An 18,255-nucleotide genomic window follows, 5' to 3' on the forward strand; every position below is an offset into this window, starting at 1 on the left:
CCTGGAACTACCCGGCCAACCTGCGGAATGTAGGGGCGTAGACGAACCCTGAGAAGAGCCGCCGGGCGGTTCGCACCACCGAAGCCTGGATCGTCTGGCCCTCGGCACCGCTGCGCGTCAGCGCAACATCGATGCCGCCACTTGGGTGCTCCAGGCGGACCTCGGCCAGTTGCTGCGCGCCTTCGCCCAACAGGTCGGCAATCACGGTGCCAGGGCTGACGCAGGCAGTCGCCAGCCCCACCGCTCCAGTGATCGCCAAGGCACGATGGCAGTTGTGCGGCATGAAATAGCGAACCTGCAGCGTGCCGTCGTAGCGCGGCTTGGACACCAGCACTGGCTTGGGGATGACCATGCCACTGACATCGCCCAGGCCCATGGCCTTTCCGGCCTTCAGCCGCAACGCTTCCAGGCGTTCGAGCAGCGCGCTGTTGGCGTCCAGCTGAGCCGGGGTTTCCGAGCCGCTGACACCCAACTGGCTGGCCTCCATCACCATCATCGGCATGGCCATGTCGATGCAGGTCACCGGCACGCCATCAATCACGTCCTGGGCCTTGCCCGTGGGGAACAGCTTGCCGGTCTTGCTGCCGACCGCGTCGAGGAAGGTCAGGTGCACTGGGGCGGCAGTGCCCGGCACCCCATCGATCGCCGTACGGCCTTCGTAGCGCACGATACCGCCGGGCGTTTCGACCAACGAATTGACGAAGGTGCCAGTGTTGAGGTTACGGATGCGCACCAAGGTCTTGCCTTCCTGGCCTTTTACCAACCCCTGTTCGATGGCGAATGGCCCAACCGCACACAGCATGTTGCCGCAGTTGGGGGCCGTATCGACCCGCCGCTGTGCGACCATCACCTGCACGAACAGGTAGTCGACGTCGGCGTCGGCGTGCAATGACGGGCTGATGATCGCCACCTTGCTGGTCTGCGGGCTGCCGCCACCGATGCCGTCGATTTCCAGCTCATGGCCAGAGCCCATGAGGTTGATCAGCAACTCGTCGCGCTCGACCACATTGGCAGGCAGGTCCCAGGCGTGGAAGAACGGCCCTTTGGAGGTACCGCCGCGCATGAGTACGCAAGGAATTCGCTGCATGATTTCGCACTCTTGTTGATCAATGGACATCATTGATGCTGTGAGCAAAAGAGTGACAGGGATGGATAAATCAATCCAATGCAAATATCGTAGCTATTATTGCGATTCAAACATGAATAAAGCGCCGGGCCAGTCGAAGGTTTTCTTATGGAATATGAGCTGCAAGACATCAGATCTTTCGTGAAAATCGCCGAACTTGGCAGTTTTCATGAGGCCGCAGAAGCGCTTCACCTGTCCCAGCCGGCCCTGAGCCGACGGATCAAGAAGCTGGAGGAAGGCCTGGGCACCTCGCTACTGGAACGCACCACTCGCCGGGTCAGCCTGACCAGCGTGGGCCGCGACTTCCTGCCCAAGGCCAGGCGCTTGCTGGATGATTTTGAAGACTCGATCCTCAGCATCCGCGAGCTGGCCGAGCGCCAGACCGGTCAGGTTACCCTCGCCTGCATTCCTACCGCGGCGTTCTACTTCCTGCCGTCGGTGATCCGCGATTACAACGAGCAATACCCGAAAATCCGCATTCGCCTGCTGGACCTTAGCGCCAACGACGGGCTCGAAGCCGTGCTGCGCGGCGAGGCCGACTTCGGCATCAACATGATGAGCGGCCAGCACCCGGACATCGAGTTTGTCTCGCTGGTGCAGGAGCACTTTGTACTGGCCTGCCGGCGTGACCACCCACTGGCGAACCGCGCCTCCGTTACCTGGACAGAGCTGGCTGATTACCGCCTGATCGGCGTCGGCCGCCTGAGTGGCAACCGCATGCTGCTGGACCATGCGTTGTCCGGGCTCAACCTGCGGCCCAAGTGGTTCTACGAAGTGCAACACCTGTCCACGTCGCTGGGCATGGTCGAGGCCGGGCTGGGCGTGTCCGCCATGCCCAGCCTGGCCATGCCCAATGCCGACCACCCCACGCTGGTGAGCGTGCCGTTGATCGAGCCGCAAGTCACCCGCACGCTAGGGCTGGTGTACCGGCGCGGCGCATCGCTGTCGCCGGCTGCGGAGAAATTCGTTTCGATCCTGCTGCAGAAATGGCCAAATCGCTGAAGGAAGCCGCGCGCGGCCTTAGTCGTTCTTACCCAGCATGTACCGGTCAAAATGCTCGATATGCTCATCGAGGTTGTCCTCGAGCATCATCCGGTACTGATCGCAGAAGTACTTCAGAATCTCTTCCCGTGCCGCACCCAGCTCCGCGCCGCTCTTGAAGCTGCGGGCGCTCATCCAGGCGCTGAAGCGCGCGGCACCGAAGGTCAGCGAGGCGCTTACCTTGCCCAGGTCTTCGAACTTTTCGATCTGCTGGTTCGCCAGTTCGATGTGCGCATCGGCGCGATCGTAAAAGGCCTGGTCGGTAGCTTGGGTCATTGGGGTTCACCTTGTTGCGCAATGCGAGCGGGAGGCCAAGCCTTGCATGTCGCGGCGCATACGTGCAAGGCTGAAAAAGGATCACCCATGACGAAAAGGAAGCAAAGCACCTCATGCTTGGAATCACACGTATCCATCGCTATTTGCGCCCACTGCCTGCGAAACCGACTGCAGCCAGTGGGCGTGACCTCAAGGCCAAACGCGCCACCCACCTCGCCTCAACGGTTGCCAACCTCCTCTGCACGCCCCGCTCCGCCCCGCCTTACCTCTGCGTCACTCCTGAACGTCCCCCCGTCGAACGTGTGCCCCCGACCTGACTGCCTCCACTGCAGCTCACACACCGTTCTCGCCTGTTGCAGGCGGGATGCCTGACGCAACGACAAGGGGCAACAACCAATGCTTTTCTTTCACGGTAAACACATCTTCAGCGCCATCTTCGATATGGATGGCACCCTCTTCGACACCGAGCGCCTGCGCTTCAAGACACTCAAACAAGCGTCTCTGGAAATCTTCGGCAAAGCGCTGAGCGAGCAGACCCTGATTGGCTCGCTGGGCCTGAGCGCAAAAAAGGCCGAAGCCCTTGCCAAGGCGCATAACGGCGACGACTTCCCGTACGCCGAAATCCGCCAACGCGCCGATGAACTTGAGCTGGCGTACGTGCGCAATCACGGCGTACCGATCAAGGCCGGCCTGCTGGAGGTGCTGGAGCGCCTGCGCAAGTCGGGCCTGACCATGGCAGTGGCCACCTCCAGCCGCCGTGCCATCGCCGAGGAATACCTGATCAACGCCAACGTGCTGAAGTACTTCGACATCACCGTTTGTGGCGATGAAGTCAGCCAAGGCAAACCCCACCCCGAGATTTTCCTGAAAGCCGCCCGCGCGCTCAATTGCGAGCCAGGCCAGTGCTTCATGGTCGAGGACTCGGAAAACGGCATGCTGTCAGCGATGCGCGCCGAAGGGCAGGCGATCCTGATCGAGGACATCAAGCCGCCTGCGCCGGAAATCAAGGCGGGCGCGCTCAAAGCCTACCGCAGCATGCATGAATTTCTCGCCGACCTGAGCGCGTGCGTACCCGACCTGGGCATGCCTGCATTGAGTGAGCCGTTCCCGGCCTCGATGAACCAGTTCAGCGTGGGCATTCATGGTTTCGGCGCCATCGGCGGCGGTTACCTGACGCAGGTATTTTCCCATTGGGACGGCTACACCCGACCGCGTGAAATCATTGCCGCAACCCGTTCGCGCATGCTGCGCGAAAGCGTCAGCGCCTTCGGCCGCTACAGCGTGCGCTACGGTGCCACATCGTTCGACCAGACCATCGACAACGTGCGCATGATCGACATGGACGATGACGACGCGGTCATCAGCATGTACACCACTGCCGAAATCATCGGCCTGAGCCTGCCCGAGCAGGCCATCAGAAGCCAGGCCAGGGTGATCGCCCAAGGCCTGCTGCAACGCTTCGAGCGCCGAGGCCGCGAGCTGACCCTGCTGATCGTATTGAACAAGGTTGGCGGTGCGGCGTTCGTGCGGCGTCATGTGCAAGCCGAGCTGGCGTTACTGTGCCCGCCTGCGATCAGCGAGCAGGTTTTGCAAAAGACCCATTTCGCCGAAACGGTGGTCAGCCGCATCGTGTCCAAACTGGGCAATGACGCGCTGGTGCGGCAACTGCGCATCAAGTCGCAGATGTTCCAGAACAGCCTGGAAGACGAGCCCGCAAGCACCTGCAAACCTTCAGCGCCGCAACCGGAGTACGAACGGCTGATCGGCCACTTCAGGCCCTTTGCACAGCCCAGCAGCGCCATGAGCCAGCTGCATCTGGTGCTGTTCAACAGCGAAGCCGACATGCCGCTTTACGCCGAGCGCGGCAGCGATCTGCTCGAACGCCTGCGCCAGGTGAAGACAGTGCCAGACATTGCCCAGATCCAGATCATCAAGAACCGCCTGTGGAACGGCCCGCACGCCATCGTGGCCTGGTACGCCAGCCTGCTGGGCCATGCCTGGGTCGGCCAGGGCATGGGCGATGCGCGGGTGAGTGAACTGGCCGAGCGCCTGATTCGCCAGGAGGTCGCGCCCGCACTGGTGGCCGAATACCCACAGATGGCCGAGGTGGTCAGCCGCTTTGCCGAGGCATTTCTCGAGCGCTGCAAAACCTCGTTCAAAGACCCGTGCGCCCGGGTAGGCCGCGACCCCTTGCGCAAGCTGCAACGCAACGAACGCATCCTCAGCAGCATCGACCTTGCCCGCAAGCACGGTATTGCAACCCCGGCCCTGGCGTTTGGCGCGGCCCTGGCCATTCACCATGCCCTGCAATGCGAGGACGACAAGGATCAGGAAGCCCGGGCGATCAGGCAGGTTTATCGGGATAACCACACCAGCGTCGAGGCCGTGCTTACGCATGACAGTGACTGTAATGGCAAGCGTTTTCCAGGGCTGGACCCGATCACGGATGCGCAGCTGATCACCGCCATTTCAGATGCTTTCCGGCAGTACCCGCAAAGGGATATGGCCACCCGACGGGATGACCTTTGCATAGGCGCATGAGGTACTGCATATGCCTGAAACCATCACGGTGAATGGCACCGGCTCCGTCGGTGTTCGCGGGGCAAGCCCGCGCCCAACTTGATCGCGCTAGCTTTCAGGTGTTGTGCAAGACCGTTGTCCCCACAGGTATTGCATCAGCCTCAAGCCTGCGCGATACCTGTAGGAACGGGCTTGCCCGCGAAGAATCCAGCGCGGTGAATGGCACCGGCTTCGCCGGTGTTCGCGGGGCAAGCCCGCGCCCAACTTGATCGCGCCAGGTTTCAGCATCTCGTGGTTTTGCTAACAGAACGTACCACGCATGCCTGCATGCCCGAATCCTGCATTCAACCTCTGCCGCAGCCGCTGCGGCATGGACAGCCTGAACACTCCATTCCCCATGACGCCTGCCGACCTTCACTTGATATGACACAAGGCTTGCCAATGACACAAGGTGTCATTAAGATCGCCGTGTGTCCTGGCAGCGCCATCACGACGATCAGCCAGCGCCCGCCCTTTTCCCTGCAGGTACCGCCCATGACGACCACCATGCACACCCCCAAGGACCAGCTTGTCAAACTCGCCCAGCAACAGATGCTGACGGCGCTGACCGACAACACCTACACCGTGCGACAAAAGCTCGCCCTCACCTGCCGCATCCTGTTCGACGGCGGCCACGACTCTGGCCTGGCCGGGCAGATCACTGCGCGTGCGCAGGAACCTGGCACCTACTACACCCAACAACTGGGGCTTGGCTTCGACGAAATCGCTGCCTCCAACCTGCTGGTGGTGGACGAAGACCTGACGGTGCTGCAAGGCCGTGGCATGGCCAACCCGGCCAACCGCTTCCACAGCTGGCTGTACCGCGCCCGCCCCGACGTCAACTGCATCATCCACACCCACCCGTTGCACAGCGCCGCCTTGTCGATGCTGGAAGTTCCGCTGGCCATCTCGCACATGGACCTTTGCCCACTGTTCGACGACTGTGCATTCCTCAAGGAATGGCCCGGTGTGCCGGTGGGCAACGAAGAAGGCGAAATCATCGCGAACGCGATTGGCGACAAGCGCGCAATCCTGCTTTCCCATCATGGCCTGCTGATCGCTGGGCGTTCGATCGAGGAAGCCTGCGTGCTCGCCCTGCTGTTCGAGCGCGCAGCAAAGATGCAACTGCTGGCCATGGGCGCCGGTGACATCCGCCCCATCCCCGAAGCACTGGGCAAAGAGGCCCACGACTGGATTTCCACCCCCAAACGTCACGGTGCTGCCTTCAGCTACTACGCGCGCCGTGCCTTGCGTGCCCATGGCGACTGCCTGGGCTGATCGAAGCTGTACTCTTCCCTCAACAACGGCAAAGGTGCCTGGTCATGTCTACACCTGTAATTCGCGGCGTTATCGGCTACACCATCACTCCCTTCACGGCAGACGGCACACTCGACCTGGATGCGTTGGGCACGTCCATCGATAGCCTGATTGCAGACGGCGTGCACGCCATCGCGCCGCTGGGCAGCACCGGCGAAGGGGCTTACCTGTCCGACAGCGAATGGGAAACCGTGGTGCGTTTCAGCCAGGTACGCATTGCCGGGCGCGTGCCCAGCGTGGTCAGCGTCTCCGACCTGACCACCGCCCGCACCGTGCAGCGTGCCCGCCTGGCACAGGCCTGCGGTGCTACGGCGGTGATGGTGCTGCCCATCTCTTACTGGAAGCTCACCGAAGCCGAAGTGGTCGCCCACTACAAGGCGGTCGGCGCCGCCATCGACATTCCGATCATGCTCTACAACAACCCGGGCACCAGCGGCACCGACCTGTCGGTGGAGCTGATCCTGCGTATCCTCGGCGAAGTGCCCACTGTGACCATGGTCAAGGAAAGCACCGGTGACATCCAGCGCATGCACCGCCTGTTCACGGCTACAGATGGTCAGGTGGCGTTCTACAACGGTTGCAACCCGCTGACCCTGGAAGCCTTGGTGGCCGGCGCCACGGGCTGGTGTACCGCCGCGCCCAACCTGATCCCGGCACTCAACCTGGCGCTGTGGGACGCCGTACAACAAGGCGATCTGGCCGAAGCCCGTGCGTTGTTCTACCGCCAGTACGAGCTGCTGGAGTACATCACCCGCCGTGGCCTGCCGACCACTATCAAGGCCGGCCTGAAAATGCTCGGCCAGGATGTCGGCGCCCCACGCCTGCCCCTGCAGCCGCTGGATGCGCAAGGCAGTAATCACCTGAAAAGCTTGCTGGTGGCGCTGGCCAACTGACGCCCAAACCTGCCCGGCAGCCTGTCGCTGTCGGGCAGTCTTTTTCTTCAGGAGCAGCCTTGGGCTGCGAAAGGGCCAATGACGCTGCAGTCGGATTACCCCTTCGCCGCACAAAACTGCTCCTCATCTGACCATTACCAGAGGCAACCATGGACGCGCCTGCTCAAAGCTCTACCACCCCGCTCAGGCTGACAGACATCCTTCACCCGGTGATTGCCGGAATCGTTTCGGTGATCGTCAACTACGGCGGCACGTTCATCCTGGTGTTCCAGGCGGCCAAAGTGGCCGGGCTGAGCCCGGAGCTGACGTCATCGTGGGTCTGGGCGGTGTCGATCGGCGTCGGCCTCAGCGGCCTGGCACTGTCCTGGTACAGCCGGGAGCCGGTCATCACAGCCTGGTCCACGCCAGCCGCCGCCTTCCTGGTCACCGCCCTGGCCAGCGTGCCCTACAGCGAGGCCATAGGTGCCTACCTGCTGTCGGCCGCCGGCTTCGTGGTGCTGGGGCTGAGCGGGTGCTTCGAGCGCCTGGTGCGCGTCGTGCCCGGCGGCATTGCCGCCGGCCTGCTGGCCGGCATCCTGCTGCAGTTTGGCATCGGTGCCTTTGCCAGCCTGTCGGTCGACCCCACCCTCGCCGGACTGCTGATTGCAGCCTATGTGGCCTTCAAACGCTTCACCGCCCGTTACGCCGTGGTCGCCATATTGCTGCTGGGCCTGGGCTACCTGTTGCTGCAGGGGCAAGTGGGCCTGACGACGTTGCGGCTGGAATTCGCCTCACCGGTTTTCACCGCGCCCACCTTCTCCCTCAACGCGGCCCTCAGCGTGGCCCTGCCATTGTTCCTGATCACCCTCACCGGCCAGTACATGCCCGGCATGCTGGTGCTGCGCAACGATGGTTTCAAGACCAGCGCCAACCCGATTGTCGCCGTCACCGGCATCGGCTCGTTGCTGATGGCGCCCTTCGGTTCACACGCGTTCAACATCGCTGCCATCACCGCGGCCATCTGCACCGGCAAGGAAGCCCATGAAAACCCGGACAAGCGCTGGGTGGCGGGCATCGCTGCCGGTGTCTGCTACATCCTCGTCGGGGTGTTCGGGGTCACGCTGGCGAGTGTCTTCATGGCCCTGCCGGGCACCTTTATCACCACCCTGGCGGGCCTTGCCCTGCTGGGCACCATCGGCGCCAGCCTGGCCAGCGCCCTGGCCGATGCCCGTTCACGCGAGTCAGCACTGATCACCTTCCTGGCGGCGGCGGCCAACATCAGCCTGCTGGGTATTGGCGGGGCCTTCTGGGGCCTGGTCATTGGTCTGCTGGCCCATGTTGTCCTGAACGGTCGCCTGCCCGGTTTGCGGGGCGCCTCCCGCTAAGCGGGCTTTCCACCACCTTGCCGTGCGCCAGGGGCGCACGCTGTTCAACAGGTATCGACATGCCCCACGCTGGCCCCAAGCTGCTGACCCAAATTGCTGCCGCGCACTTCGTCAGCCACGTGCACATCATGCTGATCCCGGCGCTACTGCCCGTGCTGCCCGGCCTGCTGGGCGTGGGCTTCGTAGAGCTGGGCGTAGCCCTGGCGGTGTTCAACATCGTCTCCGCGCTGGTACAGGCCCCGCTGGGTTACGCCGTCGACCACTATGGCGCACGTAAAGTGCTCAAGGCTGGGCTGTTGCTGGGCAGCCTCAGTTTCGTGCTACTGGCGGCCAGCCCCGGGTATGCGGTATTGCTGGTGGCGATGGCCATGGCGGGCCTGGCCAATGGTGTGTACCACCCGGCCGACTATGCGCTGCTGGCCAACGGCATCGAGCCCGCACGCCTGGGGCGGTCGTTCTCTATTCATACCTTTGCCGGCTTCCTCGGTTCAGCCGTTACCCCAGCCGTATTTCTCGGCATCGCCGCGGCGCTCGGCACGCGGGCAGCCCTGGCGGCGGGCGCGGTATTCGGGGTAGCCGCGCTACTGCTGATATCGATACCAGGCAGTGGCGTTTACCGGGTCGCCAGGCGTGCCAACAAACAAGACACAGGCCCGGCCGCAGCAACAGGCCGCGTACGTTTGTTCACCCCCATGATCGGCGTGCTGACGGTGCTGTTCATCCTGCTCAACCTGAGCACCAGTGCCATCGAGAAGTTCTCCGTGGCCGCCCTGGTCCAGGGCCAAGGCCTGACACTGGCCTGGGCCAACGCCGCGCTCACCGCTTTCCTGCTGAGCAGCGCAGCCGGCGTGCTGTGCGGGGGCGCTTTGGCCGACCGTACCCGGCGCCATGGCTTGGTAGCGGCACTGGCCTTCGCGCTGGCGGCTGCGCTGACCGCTCTGGTGGCACTGGGGCTGCTGCAGGGCTGGGCATTGGTGGTCGTACTGGGTGCCATCGGCTTGCTCACCGGGGTCATCGCCCCATCACGGGACATGCTGGTCAAGGCGGCGGCGCCACCCGGGGCCGAGGGCAAAACCTTCGGCCTGGTGTCGACCGGGTTCAACGTCGGCGGTGCCATCGGGCCGGTAGCGTTCGGCTGGATGCTCGATCAGCGCCTGCCCAACGGGATTTTCATCGCATCGGTGGTGTTCATGTTGCTGACGGTGCTGCTGACCCTGGCACAGGAGATGTATTCAGCCAGAAGGCGCGCGACTGAACAGCTGGCGCGCGCCCTGTAGGCCCGGTGCAGCATTGCCAGGCCACGATCAATCACTCATTGCGCCGGGTTGGCATGCATCACTCGCCCGCCTGCCCCCGGCCGATTGATGAACAGCACATCCAGCACACTGTTGCGCAAGCCCTTCACTGCATTCCAGTTCGCTGACGCATGCACGTATCTGTCGCGCAACAGCCGCTGTTCTTCCTCGCTCAACCCCACCTGGCCAGTTTCCCCCAAGGCAAAGGCATGCAATTTGCGGCTGATGCTCGACAACTCATCCGGCAGCCGATGCTCAGCCTGCGCCCCCAACGGCGCAAACGCCACACCCGCGCGCACCGCCAACGCCCGCATCACGCTCAGGTACACCCGGGACAAGTGCCCCGCCACTTGCCGCTCCCGGTACACCGCCGCATAGACCTGCTTTTGCGCCTCGTCCCGATGCGCACCGGCAATCGGCTCCTCCCAGGTCATCACGCGCGGCCTGGGTTCGCCCATATCGGCAAACGCCGAAGCCAGCAAGGCGCTCACCTTGGCATGGACGCGGCACTGCTCGACACGCATGCCTGCGGGCACACGCTGGGACTGCGGCTTGCACAGCAGCACCTGCTCCAGGAGGGTCTCCGGGTAACCCCCCCCAATATTCGAGTGCACGCCCGGCAGCAGGATATCGTGGCCACTGCGCACCAGCGGGAAGTTATGCCGCCGCTCGTCCTCGGCCACCAGCTGCACCACGTGCCGGGCAATACCCGCCCCCAGGCCCAGGCGCAGGCGACCGTGGCGGCCGTCTGCCGGGTCGAAGTCGCCCTGTAACGGCGCGATGATCGCCGCCACGGTGTCGAACAGGCCGATAAAGTTGATCGAGGTTCCGCACGCCACCGACAACAGCCCGCCCGCGCCCTCGTGCAGCAGGTTGGCCAGATGCCGCACCGCCGCCGCACCGCGGCTGAAACCGAAAAGATCGAACTCGACCCCTTCCAGCGTTGCCTGCGGATGCGCCCGGCGCCACGCCTGCAGTTGCTCGGCCATCGCCTGCAACGCCTCGGCAACCCGCGCCTCGGCCCCCGTGCGCCCATGCCCGGTGGCCGAGGCGTAGACATGGTCGGCTTCACCCGCCAGCGTGCCCACGCCTTCCACATAGTGCTTCAAGAACGCCTGCGGCCCCTCGGCATTGGCCGCCTCAGCCGGATACAACGCATGCAACAGGGCCACATTGCTCAAGGCGTTGCCATAGCTGCCGCCCTTGTCGCCCTGCTCACCCATCGTCATGGCATTGTGCTGGTTATTACCGGTGCCATCGAAGAAAACACCAAACCGCAAGGTGATCGGCGTAAGGTTTGGCGTGCTGGCGCTGCTCATTTTCATCATCGTGCCTCCTGCTTGTCCGAAAAGCACAAGCAGGCGCCAGCACGCCGTCACGGAACATCAGGCAATGGCCAGCCATACGTGGGACATTTCTTTGCCCGCATGCCCGGCTGCAACGATAAATTTACCCGCCGCCATTGGTGGTCGCCCCCCCGGATAGATTAAAGTATCCCCCCTTGCCAAGGCTGCTGCCTCACGCCGCCTCAGGCCCCTACCAGGAACCGTCGCCGATGGAACACCGTGAAGCGCTGATCGCGCTGCGCACTTTTCTTTCTACCCAGATCCTAGGCCAGGAGAAACTGGTCGAACGGCTGTTGATCGTGCTGCTGGCCGACGGCCACATGCTGGTCGAAGGGGCACCGGGCCTGGCCAAGACCAAAGCCATCAAAGAACTCGCAGAAGGCATCGAAGCGCAGTTCCATCGCATCCAGTTCACCCCCGACCTGCTCCCGGCCGACATCACCGGCACGGAGATTTACCGCCCGGAAACCGGCAGCTTCGTGTTCCAGCAGGGGCCTATCTTCCATAACCTGGTGCTGGCCGACGAAATCAACCGCGCACCGGCCAAGGTGCAGTCGGCGCTGCTCGAAGCCATGGCCGAGCGCCAGGTCAGCGTGGGCCGCAGCACCTATGACCTGTCGCCGCTGTTTCTGGTCATGGCCACGCAGAACCCGATCGAGCAGGAAGGCACCTACCCGCTGCCCGAAGCCCAGCTCGACCGCTTCCTGATGCATGTAAAAATCGGCTTCCCCGACGCCGCCGTAGAGCGGCGTATCCTGGCGCAGGCCCGGGGTGAAGCCCTGGGCGGCGAGACCAAGCCTGAGCGCCGGGTCAGCCAGCAGGCCATCTTCGCCGCGCGCAAGGAAATCCTTGGCCTGTACATGGCCGACGCAGTGGAGGAATACCTGGTGCAGCTGGTCATGGCCACCCGCACCCCGGCCAAGTTCGACACCGAGCTGGCCGACTGGATCGCCTACGGCGCCAGCCCGCGTGGCTCCATCTCGCTGGATCGCTGCGCGCGTGCCCATGCCTGGCTGGCCGGGCGCGACTTCGTCAGCCCCGAAGACATCCAGGCCGTGCTGTTCGACGTCCTGCGCCACCGCATCATCCTCTCGTTCGAGGCCGAGGCGGCAGGGATCGACCAGGACCGCGTGGTCCAGCGCATCCTCGACGTCGTCGCCGTTGCCTGACCCCATGCCCACTGCGCAGCTGGCCGAACACGGCATCCGCATTGGCCTTGCCGAGCTGATCGACATGCGCCACCGCGTGCGCGAAATCCAGCTGTTTTCCAAGCCCGGCCAGCGCAGCCCGCTGGTCGGCCTGCACCATTCCAGGCTGCGCGGGCGCGGCGTGGACTTCGACCAGGTGCGCGTTTACCAGGCCGGCGACGATGTGCGCAACATCGACTGGCGTGTCACTGCGCGTACCCAGGAGCCGCACACCAAGCTGTTCCACGAAGAACGCGAGCGGCCGATCTTCATCCTCGTCGAACAAAGCCAACGGCTTTTCTTCGGTTCAGGGCTGATGTTCAAGTCCGTGCTGGCGGCCCAGGCGGCGGCACTGTTCGGCTGGGCAGCGCTGGGCCACAACGACCGCATCGGCGGCTTGGTGTTCGGCGACAACGAACACCACGAGATCAAGCCCCGACGCAGCAAACAGAGCCTGCTGCAACTGCTCAACCGCTTGGCAAAGGTCAACCAGTCACTGCACACCGAAGCCATACCCGGGGCCGACAGCCTCGGCCTGGCCCTGCGCCGCGCCCGCGAAGTGCTACGCCCCGGCAGCCTGGCCATCGTGATCTGCGATGAGCGCTCGCTCAGCGCCCAGGTGGAACAGCACCTGGCCATGCTCTCACGGCATTGCGACCTGCTGTTGCTGCCGGTATCCGACCCGCTCGACCACGCGTTGCCCGCCGCCGGCCTGCTGCGCTTCGCCCAGCGCAGCGCCCAGCTGGAGCTCGACACCCTCGACGCCAACCTGCGCCAGGCCTACCGCCAGCAGGCCGAGGCCCGCATCGAGCGCTGGGAGCTGATGGCGCAAAAGCTGAGGGTGGTCCTGATGCCACTGAGCACGCAAAGCGAAATGATCGAGCAACTGCGCGAGTACCTGAACGCCCAGCGGCCACGGAGCGCGTCATGAACCCGCTCGACCAGTTGCACCCACTGATCGCCCCGGCACCGGTCAGCCTGTGGCCACCCGCACCAGGCTGGTGGCTGCTGCTGGCCGTCCTGCCACTCCTGGGCTGGGGCCTGTGGCGGCTGCGCCGCTGGCGCCCGGGCAAACGCCGCATCGTGCGCGCCGAACAACCCCTGGACCCGGTACGCCTGGAGGCCTTGGCCGAGCTGGCCCGCCTGCCACGCCCGTATGACGGCGCCCCGGCCGGCGCCTGGCTGCAACAGATCAACGCCTTGCTCAAACGCCTGTGCCGCAACCACTACCCAGGCGCCAACAGTCACACCCTCAACGGCCGCCAGTGGCTGGCCTTTCTGGATAACCGCTGCCCGGCCGCCGGCCTGACCCGCTGGATGGTACTGGTCGAAGGCGCCTATAAACCCGAGTGCAAGCTCGATGACAAGGCCATCGCCGGGCTCAGCCAAGCCGTCGAAACCTGGATCCGCAAGCATGTTTGAACTGGCCTGGCCGTGGGTCTTCGCCCTGTTGCCGTTGCCATGGCTGGCGCGCCTGCTGCTGCCCGCCGCCGACAGCGGTGAACCGGTGCTCAAGGTGGGCTTCCTCAGCGAGCTGGAAGGCCTGGCCGGGCGCCGCGCACGGCTCAACCTGCCCACCTGGCGCCAGCAGGCACCGTTCGTCGTCATCTGGCTGTTGCTGCTGTGCGCCGCCGCTCGCCCGCAATGGCTGGGCGAACCGGTGCCGATCGCCGCCAGCGGCCGCGACCTGCTGGTGGCGGTGGACGTGTCCGGGTCGATGGACTTCCCCGACATGCAGTGGAAGAACGAGGACATCAGCCGCCTCGACCTGGTCAAGGCGCTGATGGGCGACTTCCTGCAAGACCGTGAAGGCGACCGTGTGGGCCTGATCCTGTTCGGCAGCCAGGCCTACCTGCAGGCGCCGCTCACCTTTGACCGGCGCACCGTGCGCACCTTCCTCATCGAGGCGCAGATCGGCATCGCAGGCAAGAACACCGCCATCGGCGACGCCATTGGCCTGGCGGTCAAACGCCTGCGCGAACGCCCGGCACAAAGCCGGGTGCTGGTGCTGATCACGGACGGTGCCAACAACGGCGGGCAGATTCACCCGCTGACAGCCGCCCGCCTGGCGGCCCAGGAAGGCGTGCGCATCTACACCATCGGTATCGGCGCCAACCCCGAAGCCAGTGGCACCCCAGGCCTGCTCGGCCTCAACCCGAGCCTGGACCTGGACGAAGCCGCGCTCAAGGAAATTGCCGACATCACCCACGGCGCCTACTTCCGCGCCCATGATGGCGCCGAACTGGACGCTATCGGCGATACCCTCGACCAACTGGAGCCCGTGGCCCAGCAACCGACCCAGGCGCGCACAGCCCAGGCCCTGTACGCCTGGCCCCTGGCGCTGGCGCTGCTGCTCAGCGTGTTGCTGGTGTTAGCCGTGCAGTGGCCCGACAACCTGTTGCAGCGCCTGCTGCGCAAGCCTCGCTTCCTGCAGCCGCACCCGGAATGGCGCCAGCGCTTGAAGCGCCTGCGTTTAAGGAGGCGGCGATGATCGACTTGTGGCCCCAATGGCTGCGCCCGCTCTGGCTGCTGGCGGTTCCCGTGCTCGGCTGGCTGCTGTACAAACTGTGGCACCGGCGCAAGCGTGCCGGGCGCTGGCAGATGATTCTGCCGCCCGCCTTCCATGGTGTACTGCTGGGTGGCGGCAGCGGCAGCACCAGCAAACTGCCGTGGGTGGCGCTGGGCCTCGCCTGGTTACTGGTGATCCTGGCGCTGCTCGGGCCCAGCTGGCAGCGGCTGGAAGAAAGCCGTCAGCGCCCGGCCGACCCCCTGGTGATCCTGCTTGAACTGACCCCGCAAATGCTCGCCGAGGACAGCCCGCCCAACCGCCTGGAACAGGCCCGGCGCAAGATCCTCGACCTGCTTGAACACCGCCGCGACAGCCAGACGGCGCTGGTGGTGTATGCCGGCTCCGCGCACACCCTGGTGCCGCTGTCCGACGACCTGGCCACCACCCGCAATTTGCTTGAGGCCATCGACCCGTCGATCATGCCAAAACCCGGCCAGCGTGCCGACCTGGCCGTGCAAAAAGGCCTGGCGCTGCTGGCCCAGAGCGGCCTCGGCCAAGGCCGCCTGCTGCTGGTAGGCTCGGCGCTCAGCGCCGCCGAGCGCCAGGGCATCACCCAGGCCCTCGGCCGCCAGGGCCCAAGCCTGCTGATGCTGGGCATCGGCAGCCGCGAAGGCGCCCCGGTGCGCCAGGCCAATGGCGAATACCTTAAAGACGACCAGGGCGGCATCCTCTTGCCTCGCCTGGACAGCGCCAGCCTGAAGGGTTTTATCAGCGGCACGGGCGGGCGCTACCGGCACGCCCGCATCGACGACCTCGACCTGCGTGGCCTGGGCCTGTTCGACAACCCGCGGAGCGGGCGCAATGACGGCCAGACCCTGCAACTGGACAGCTGGGCCGACCAAGGTTACTGGCTGCTGATTCCGTTGTTGCTGCTGGCCGCCTGCGCTGGCCGGCGCGGCTGGCTGTTCTGCCTGCCGCTGCTGCTGGCCTTGCCGCAGCCTAGCCAGGCTTTCGAGTTCAACGACCTGTGGCTGCGCCCCGACCAGCAAGGCCAGAAGCTGCTGGAGCAAAACCGCCCGGCCAGCGCTGCGCGTCACTTCCAGAACCCGCAATGGCGCGGCATGGCCCTGTACCAGGCCGGCGACTATGCCGGTGCCGCCGAGGCATTTTCCCAAGGCGACACTGCAGCAGCCCACTACAATCGAGGCAATGCTCTGGCCCACAGTGGCGAGCTGGACGCCGCCCTGGATGCCTACGAGCAAGCCCTGGAGCGCCAGCCCGACCTGCAGGCCGCGCTGGACAACCAGGCGCTGGTGCAGCAACTGCTGCAGCAACGTGAAGCCAAGGCCGAAGAACAACCGCCCGGCAGCGATGCCCAAGACACGCCCGGCAGCGAAACCGAAGGCAACAGCAGCTCGGCCAGCAGCCCGGCCCAAGGCACACCCGGCGACGACCAACAGGCCAGCCCCGAACAACCCGGCGAAAGCAGCAGCAACAGCCAGGCCGCCCCCGGCAACCAGGCCGGGGGTGACGACAGCGTCATCCAGCCGCCACAGCGCCCGGTGTCGACCAGCCTCGACGGCGAACAGCGCCAAGCCCTGGAGCAATGGCTGCGGGAAATTCCCGACAACCCGGCAGAGCTGCTGCGACGCAAATTCTGGTATGAACAGCAATTGCATCAGGAAAAATCACGATGAGTCGCTTCGGCGTCTTTCTCCTCACCCTGCTATGGGCCGTACTGGCCCACGCCGAACCGCTGCTGCAGGCCAGCGTCGACCGCACCCGCCTGGAAGCGGGCGAAAGCCTGGAACTGACCCTGGAAAGCCAGGACGTCACCCAGTTCGGCAAGCCTGACCTGCGCGCCCTGGAAGGTGACTTCGAAGTGCGCGGCACGCGCCAGTTGAACAGCCTGCACACCCTGGACGGCGAAACCCGCGCCAGCACCCGCTGGATCATCACCCTGCTGCCACGGCGCAGCGGTAGCCTGCGCATTCCCGAGCTGCAGCTGGGCCAGTCGCACAGCCAAGCCATCGAATTGCAAGTGCTGCAGGCCGATGCCAGCCGCCAGGACAACGCTCAGGTCTTCATCGAAGCGACCCTCGACAGCCATGACGTCTATGTCCAGGCCCAAGCCGTGCTGACCCTGCGCATCTACCACTCGGTAGCGCTGTACGACGACAGCAGCCTCAGCCCACTGCAACTGGAGAACGCCAAGGTCGAGCCGCTGGGCGAGTCGCGCACGTATGAAAAGGAAATCAATGGTGTGCGTCATGGCGTGATCGAAACCCGCTATGCGGTGTATGCCCAGCAAAGCGGCACCCTCGACATCCCGCCACTGACGTTCACCGCCACGGCAGCCGCCAGCAGCGACGAAGCAGCACAGGCCAATGGCACGGCCCGCGCCGGCCACCAGGTGCAGGTCAGCTCGCTGCCCTTGCGCCTCACGGTACGGCCGATTCCGGCAGCCTGGCCGGCTGGCTTGCCGTGGTTGCCCGCCAGCAGCCTGACCCTGGAAGAGCACTGGAGCCCCGACCCGGGCAGCCAGCAGGTACAGATTGGCGACTCGCTGACGCGCAACATCACCTTGCGTGCCGAAGGCTTGTCCAGCACCCAACTGCCGCCGCTGCCGGCCACAGAAATCATCGGCCTGCGCCGCTACCCTGACCAGCCGCTGCTGCGCAACGAAATCAGCGAACGGGGCATGACCGCCAACCGCGAAGAGCGCGAGGCCCTGGTGCCGACCCACAGCGGCACGCTGGCCTTGCCGGCGCTGGAAGTGGCCTGGTGGAACACCCGCGAAGACCACCTGGAGCACAGCAGCCTGCCGGCGCGCACGCTGAACGTGCTGGACAACCCGGCACTGAGCGCCGACACCCCGGTGGGCGACAACAGCAGCGCCAGCACCCTGCTATGGCCCTGGCAGCTGTCCACACTGGTGTTCGCCCTGACCACCGTGCTGGGTCTTGCCCTGTGGTGGCGCGCCCGTTCGCGGCCAGCGGTACTGCGCACCGCGCAGAACGGGCCAAGCCCACGTACCTTGCTGGACGACCTCAAGCGCGCGTGCCAGGCCAACGACCCCCAGGCTACGCGCCAGGCGCTGGATGCCTGGGCCCGGCAGCAACCGGAAACCCTGGCCGAGATGGCGGCGCGCTTCGTGCCGTTGTCGGATGCGCTGGATGGGTTGAACGGGGCGTTGTACAGCGAGAGCGGGCAGTATTGGCAGGGGGAGGATTTGTGGCGGGCGATTGGTACCATTCCGCCAGCTGAGCAGGTGTTGCTGCCGGCGGGCGAGAGCGGCAGCTTGCCGCCGCTCTATCCCAAGTGATGCGCAGTGGCTGGTTG

At 64.9% G+C, this 18,255-nt stretch carries 15 protein-coding genes; 12 read left to right on the forward strand and 3 right to left on the reverse strand.

Features of this window, described 5'->3' with window-relative positions; all coding sequences use genetic code 11:
- Positions 1-7: 7 nt before the first annotated feature.
- On the reverse strand, positions 8-1,087 hold the full coding sequence (locus KW568_RS20740) for a 4-oxalomesaconate tautomerase (protein WP_004577438.1): 1,080 nt from the start codon (positions 1,085-1,087) through the stop codon (positions 8-10).
- Positions 1,088-1,234: 147 nt separating this feature from the next.
- Here KW568_RS20740 and KW568_RS20745 point away from each other — a divergent pair, with 147 nt between their 5' ends.
- A complete protein-coding gene (locus tag KW568_RS20745; protein ID WP_003247268.1) occupies positions 1,235-2,128 on the forward strand; it encodes a LysR family transcriptional regulator in 894 nt (297 codons plus the stop codon).
- Between the two features lie 18 nt (positions 2,129-2,146).
- Here KW568_RS20745 and KW568_RS20750 read toward each other — a convergent pair whose 3' ends face one another.
- Positions 2,147-2,443, reverse strand: coding sequence for a DUF3144 domain-containing protein (locus KW568_RS20750; RefSeq protein ID WP_004577437.1), 297 nt, complete (start codon positions 2,441-2,443; stop codon positions 2,147-2,149).
- A gap of 396 nt (positions 2,444-2,839) precedes the next feature.
- On the opposite strand from KW568_RS20750, the gene mtlD reads away from it, so the two are divergent.
- From mtlD to KW568_RS20775, 5 genes are all read left to right on the forward strand, one after another.
- Entirely contained in the window at positions 2,840-4,984 is a 2,145-nt protein-coding gene (gene mtlD, locus KW568_RS20755; RefSeq protein WP_004577436.1) for a bifunctional mannitol-1-phosphate dehydrogenase/phosphatase, read from the forward strand.
- Between the two features lie 513 nt (positions 4,985-5,497).
- The gene (locus tag KW568_RS20760) at positions 5,498-6,280 is read left to right on the forward strand and encodes an aldolase (RefSeq protein ID WP_004577435.1); all 783 of its coding nucleotides are present in this window, start codon (positions 5,498-5,500) and stop codon (positions 6,278-6,280) included.
- A gap of 44 nt (positions 6,281-6,324) precedes the next feature.
- Complete coding sequence (locus tag KW568_RS20765) at positions 6,325-7,212, forward strand: dihydrodipicolinate synthase family protein (protein ID WP_004577434.1); 888 nt, start codon at positions 6,325-6,327, stop codon at positions 7,210-7,212.
- Between the two features lie 149 nt (positions 7,213-7,361).
- On the forward strand, positions 7,362-8,576 hold the full coding sequence (locus KW568_RS20770; RefSeq protein WP_019752170.1) for a benzoate/H(+) symporter BenE family transporter: 1,215 nt from the start codon (positions 7,362-7,364) through the stop codon (positions 8,574-8,576).
- 59 nt (positions 8,577-8,635) lie between these two features.
- Positions 8,636-9,853 (forward strand): MFS transporter, encoded by a 1,218-nt coding sequence (locus KW568_RS20775; protein ID WP_004577433.1) that lies wholly within the window; start codon positions 8,636-8,638, stop codon positions 9,851-9,853.
- 35 nt (positions 9,854-9,888) lie between these two features.
- On the opposite strand, the gene KW568_RS20780 is transcribed toward KW568_RS20775, so the two are convergent.
- Positions 9,889-11,199, reverse strand: coding sequence for a DUF2235 domain-containing protein (locus KW568_RS20780; RefSeq protein ID WP_033727071.1), 1,311 nt, complete (start codon positions 11,197-11,199; stop codon positions 9,889-9,891).
- 227 nt (positions 11,200-11,426) lie between these two features.
- On the opposite strand from KW568_RS20780, the gene KW568_RS20785 reads away from it, so the two are divergent.
- Genes KW568_RS20785 through KW568_RS20810 form a run of 6 tightly spaced genes read left to right on the forward strand, consistent with a single transcriptional unit; the run spans position 11,427 to position 18,238 of the window.
- Positions 11,427-12,386: a MoxR family ATPase gene (locus KW568_RS20785; RefSeq protein ID WP_003247242.1), complete on the forward strand. Its 960-nt coding sequence runs from the start codon at positions 11,427-11,429 to the stop codon at positions 12,384-12,386.
- Positions 12,387-12,390: 4 nt separating this feature from the next.
- Positions 12,391-13,335: a DUF58 domain-containing protein gene (locus KW568_RS20790; RefSeq protein ID WP_004577431.1), complete on the forward strand. Its 945-nt coding sequence runs from the start codon at positions 12,391-12,393 to the stop codon at positions 13,333-13,335.
- Positions 13,332-13,826, forward strand: a complete 495-nt coding sequence (locus KW568_RS20795; RefSeq protein ID WP_003247240.1) for a DUF4381 domain-containing protein — start codon at positions 13,332-13,334, stop codon at positions 13,824-13,826. Before KW568_RS20790 ends, KW568_RS20795 begins: the two co-directional genes overlap by 4 nt.
- Positions 13,819-14,895 (forward strand): VWA domain-containing protein, encoded by a 1,077-nt coding sequence (locus KW568_RS20800; protein WP_003247239.1) that lies wholly within the window; start codon positions 13,819-13,821, stop codon positions 14,893-14,895. Before KW568_RS20795 ends, KW568_RS20800 begins: the two co-directional genes overlap by 8 nt.
- Positions 14,892-16,610 carry a tetratricopeptide repeat protein gene (locus KW568_RS20805; RefSeq protein ID WP_003247238.1) on the forward strand — a complete coding sequence of 573 codons (1,719 nt, stop codon included), beginning with the start codon at positions 14,892-14,894 and terminating at the stop codon, positions 16,608-16,610. Before KW568_RS20800 ends, KW568_RS20805 begins: the two co-directional genes overlap by 4 nt.
- On the forward strand, positions 16,607-18,238 hold the full coding sequence (locus tag KW568_RS20810; RefSeq protein WP_003247237.1) for a BatD family protein: 1,632 nt from the start codon (positions 16,607-16,609) through the stop codon (positions 18,236-18,238). Before KW568_RS20805 ends, KW568_RS20810 begins: the two co-directional genes overlap by 4 nt.
- Positions 18,239-18,255: the final 17 nt, after the last annotated feature.

The sequence above is a fragment of the Pseudomonas sp. HD6515 genome (assembly GCF_024971855.1).
Taxonomy (GTDB): Bacteria; Pseudomonadota; Gammaproteobacteria; order Pseudomonadales; family Pseudomonadaceae; genus Aquipseudomonas; species Aquipseudomonas alloputida.

Excerpts from the sequence above, each read along its gene's own strand:
- KW568_RS20740 (WP_004577438.1), bottom strand. The coding sequence starts at position 1,087 with ATGCAGCGAATTCCTTGCGTACTCATGCGCGGCGGTACCTCCAAAGGG.
- KW568_RS20745 (WP_003247268.1), top strand. The coding sequence starts at position 1,235 with ATGGAATATGAGCTGCAAGACATCAGATCTTTCGTGAAAATCGCCGAA.
- KW568_RS20750 (WP_004577437.1), bottom strand. The coding sequence starts at position 2,443 with ATGACCCAAGCTACCGACCAGGCCTTTTACGATCGCGCCGATGCGCAC.
- mtlD (WP_004577436.1), top strand. The coding sequence starts at position 2,840 with ATGCTTTTCTTTCACGGTAAACACATCTTCAGCGCCATCTTCGATATG.
- KW568_RS20760 (WP_004577435.1), top strand. The coding sequence starts at position 5,498 with ATGACGACCACCATGCACACCCCCAAGGACCAGCTTGTCAAACTCGCC.
- KW568_RS20765 (WP_004577434.1), top strand. The coding sequence starts at position 6,325 with ATGTCTACACCTGTAATTCGCGGCGTTATCGGCTACACCATCACTCCC.
- KW568_RS20770 (WP_019752170.1), top strand. The coding sequence starts at position 7,362 with ATGGACGCGCCTGCTCAAAGCTCTACCACCCCGCTCAGGCTGACAGAC.
- KW568_RS20775 (WP_004577433.1), top strand. The coding sequence starts at position 8,636 with ATGCCCCACGCTGGCCCCAAGCTGCTGACCCAAATTGCTGCCGCGCAC.
- KW568_RS20780 (WP_033727071.1), bottom strand. The coding sequence starts at position 11,199 with ATGATGAAAATGAGCAGCGCCAGCACGCCAAACCTTACGCCGATCACC.
- KW568_RS20785 (WP_003247242.1), top strand. The coding sequence starts at position 11,427 with ATGGAACACCGTGAAGCGCTGATCGCGCTGCGCACTTTTCTTTCTACC.
- KW568_RS20790 (WP_004577431.1), top strand. The coding sequence starts at position 12,391 with ATGCCCACTGCGCAGCTGGCCGAACACGGCATCCGCATTGGCCTTGCC.
- KW568_RS20795 (WP_003247240.1), top strand. The coding sequence starts at position 13,332 with ATGAACCCGCTCGACCAGTTGCACCCACTGATCGCCCCGGCACCGGTC.
- KW568_RS20800 (WP_003247239.1), top strand. The coding sequence starts at position 13,819 with ATGTTTGAACTGGCCTGGCCGTGGGTCTTCGCCCTGTTGCCGTTGCCA.
- KW568_RS20805 (WP_003247238.1), top strand. The coding sequence starts at position 14,892 with ATGATCGACTTGTGGCCCCAATGGCTGCGCCCGCTCTGGCTGCTGGCG.
- KW568_RS20810 (WP_003247237.1), top strand. The coding sequence starts at position 16,607 with ATGAGTCGCTTCGGCGTCTTTCTCCTCACCCTGCTATGGGCCGTACTG.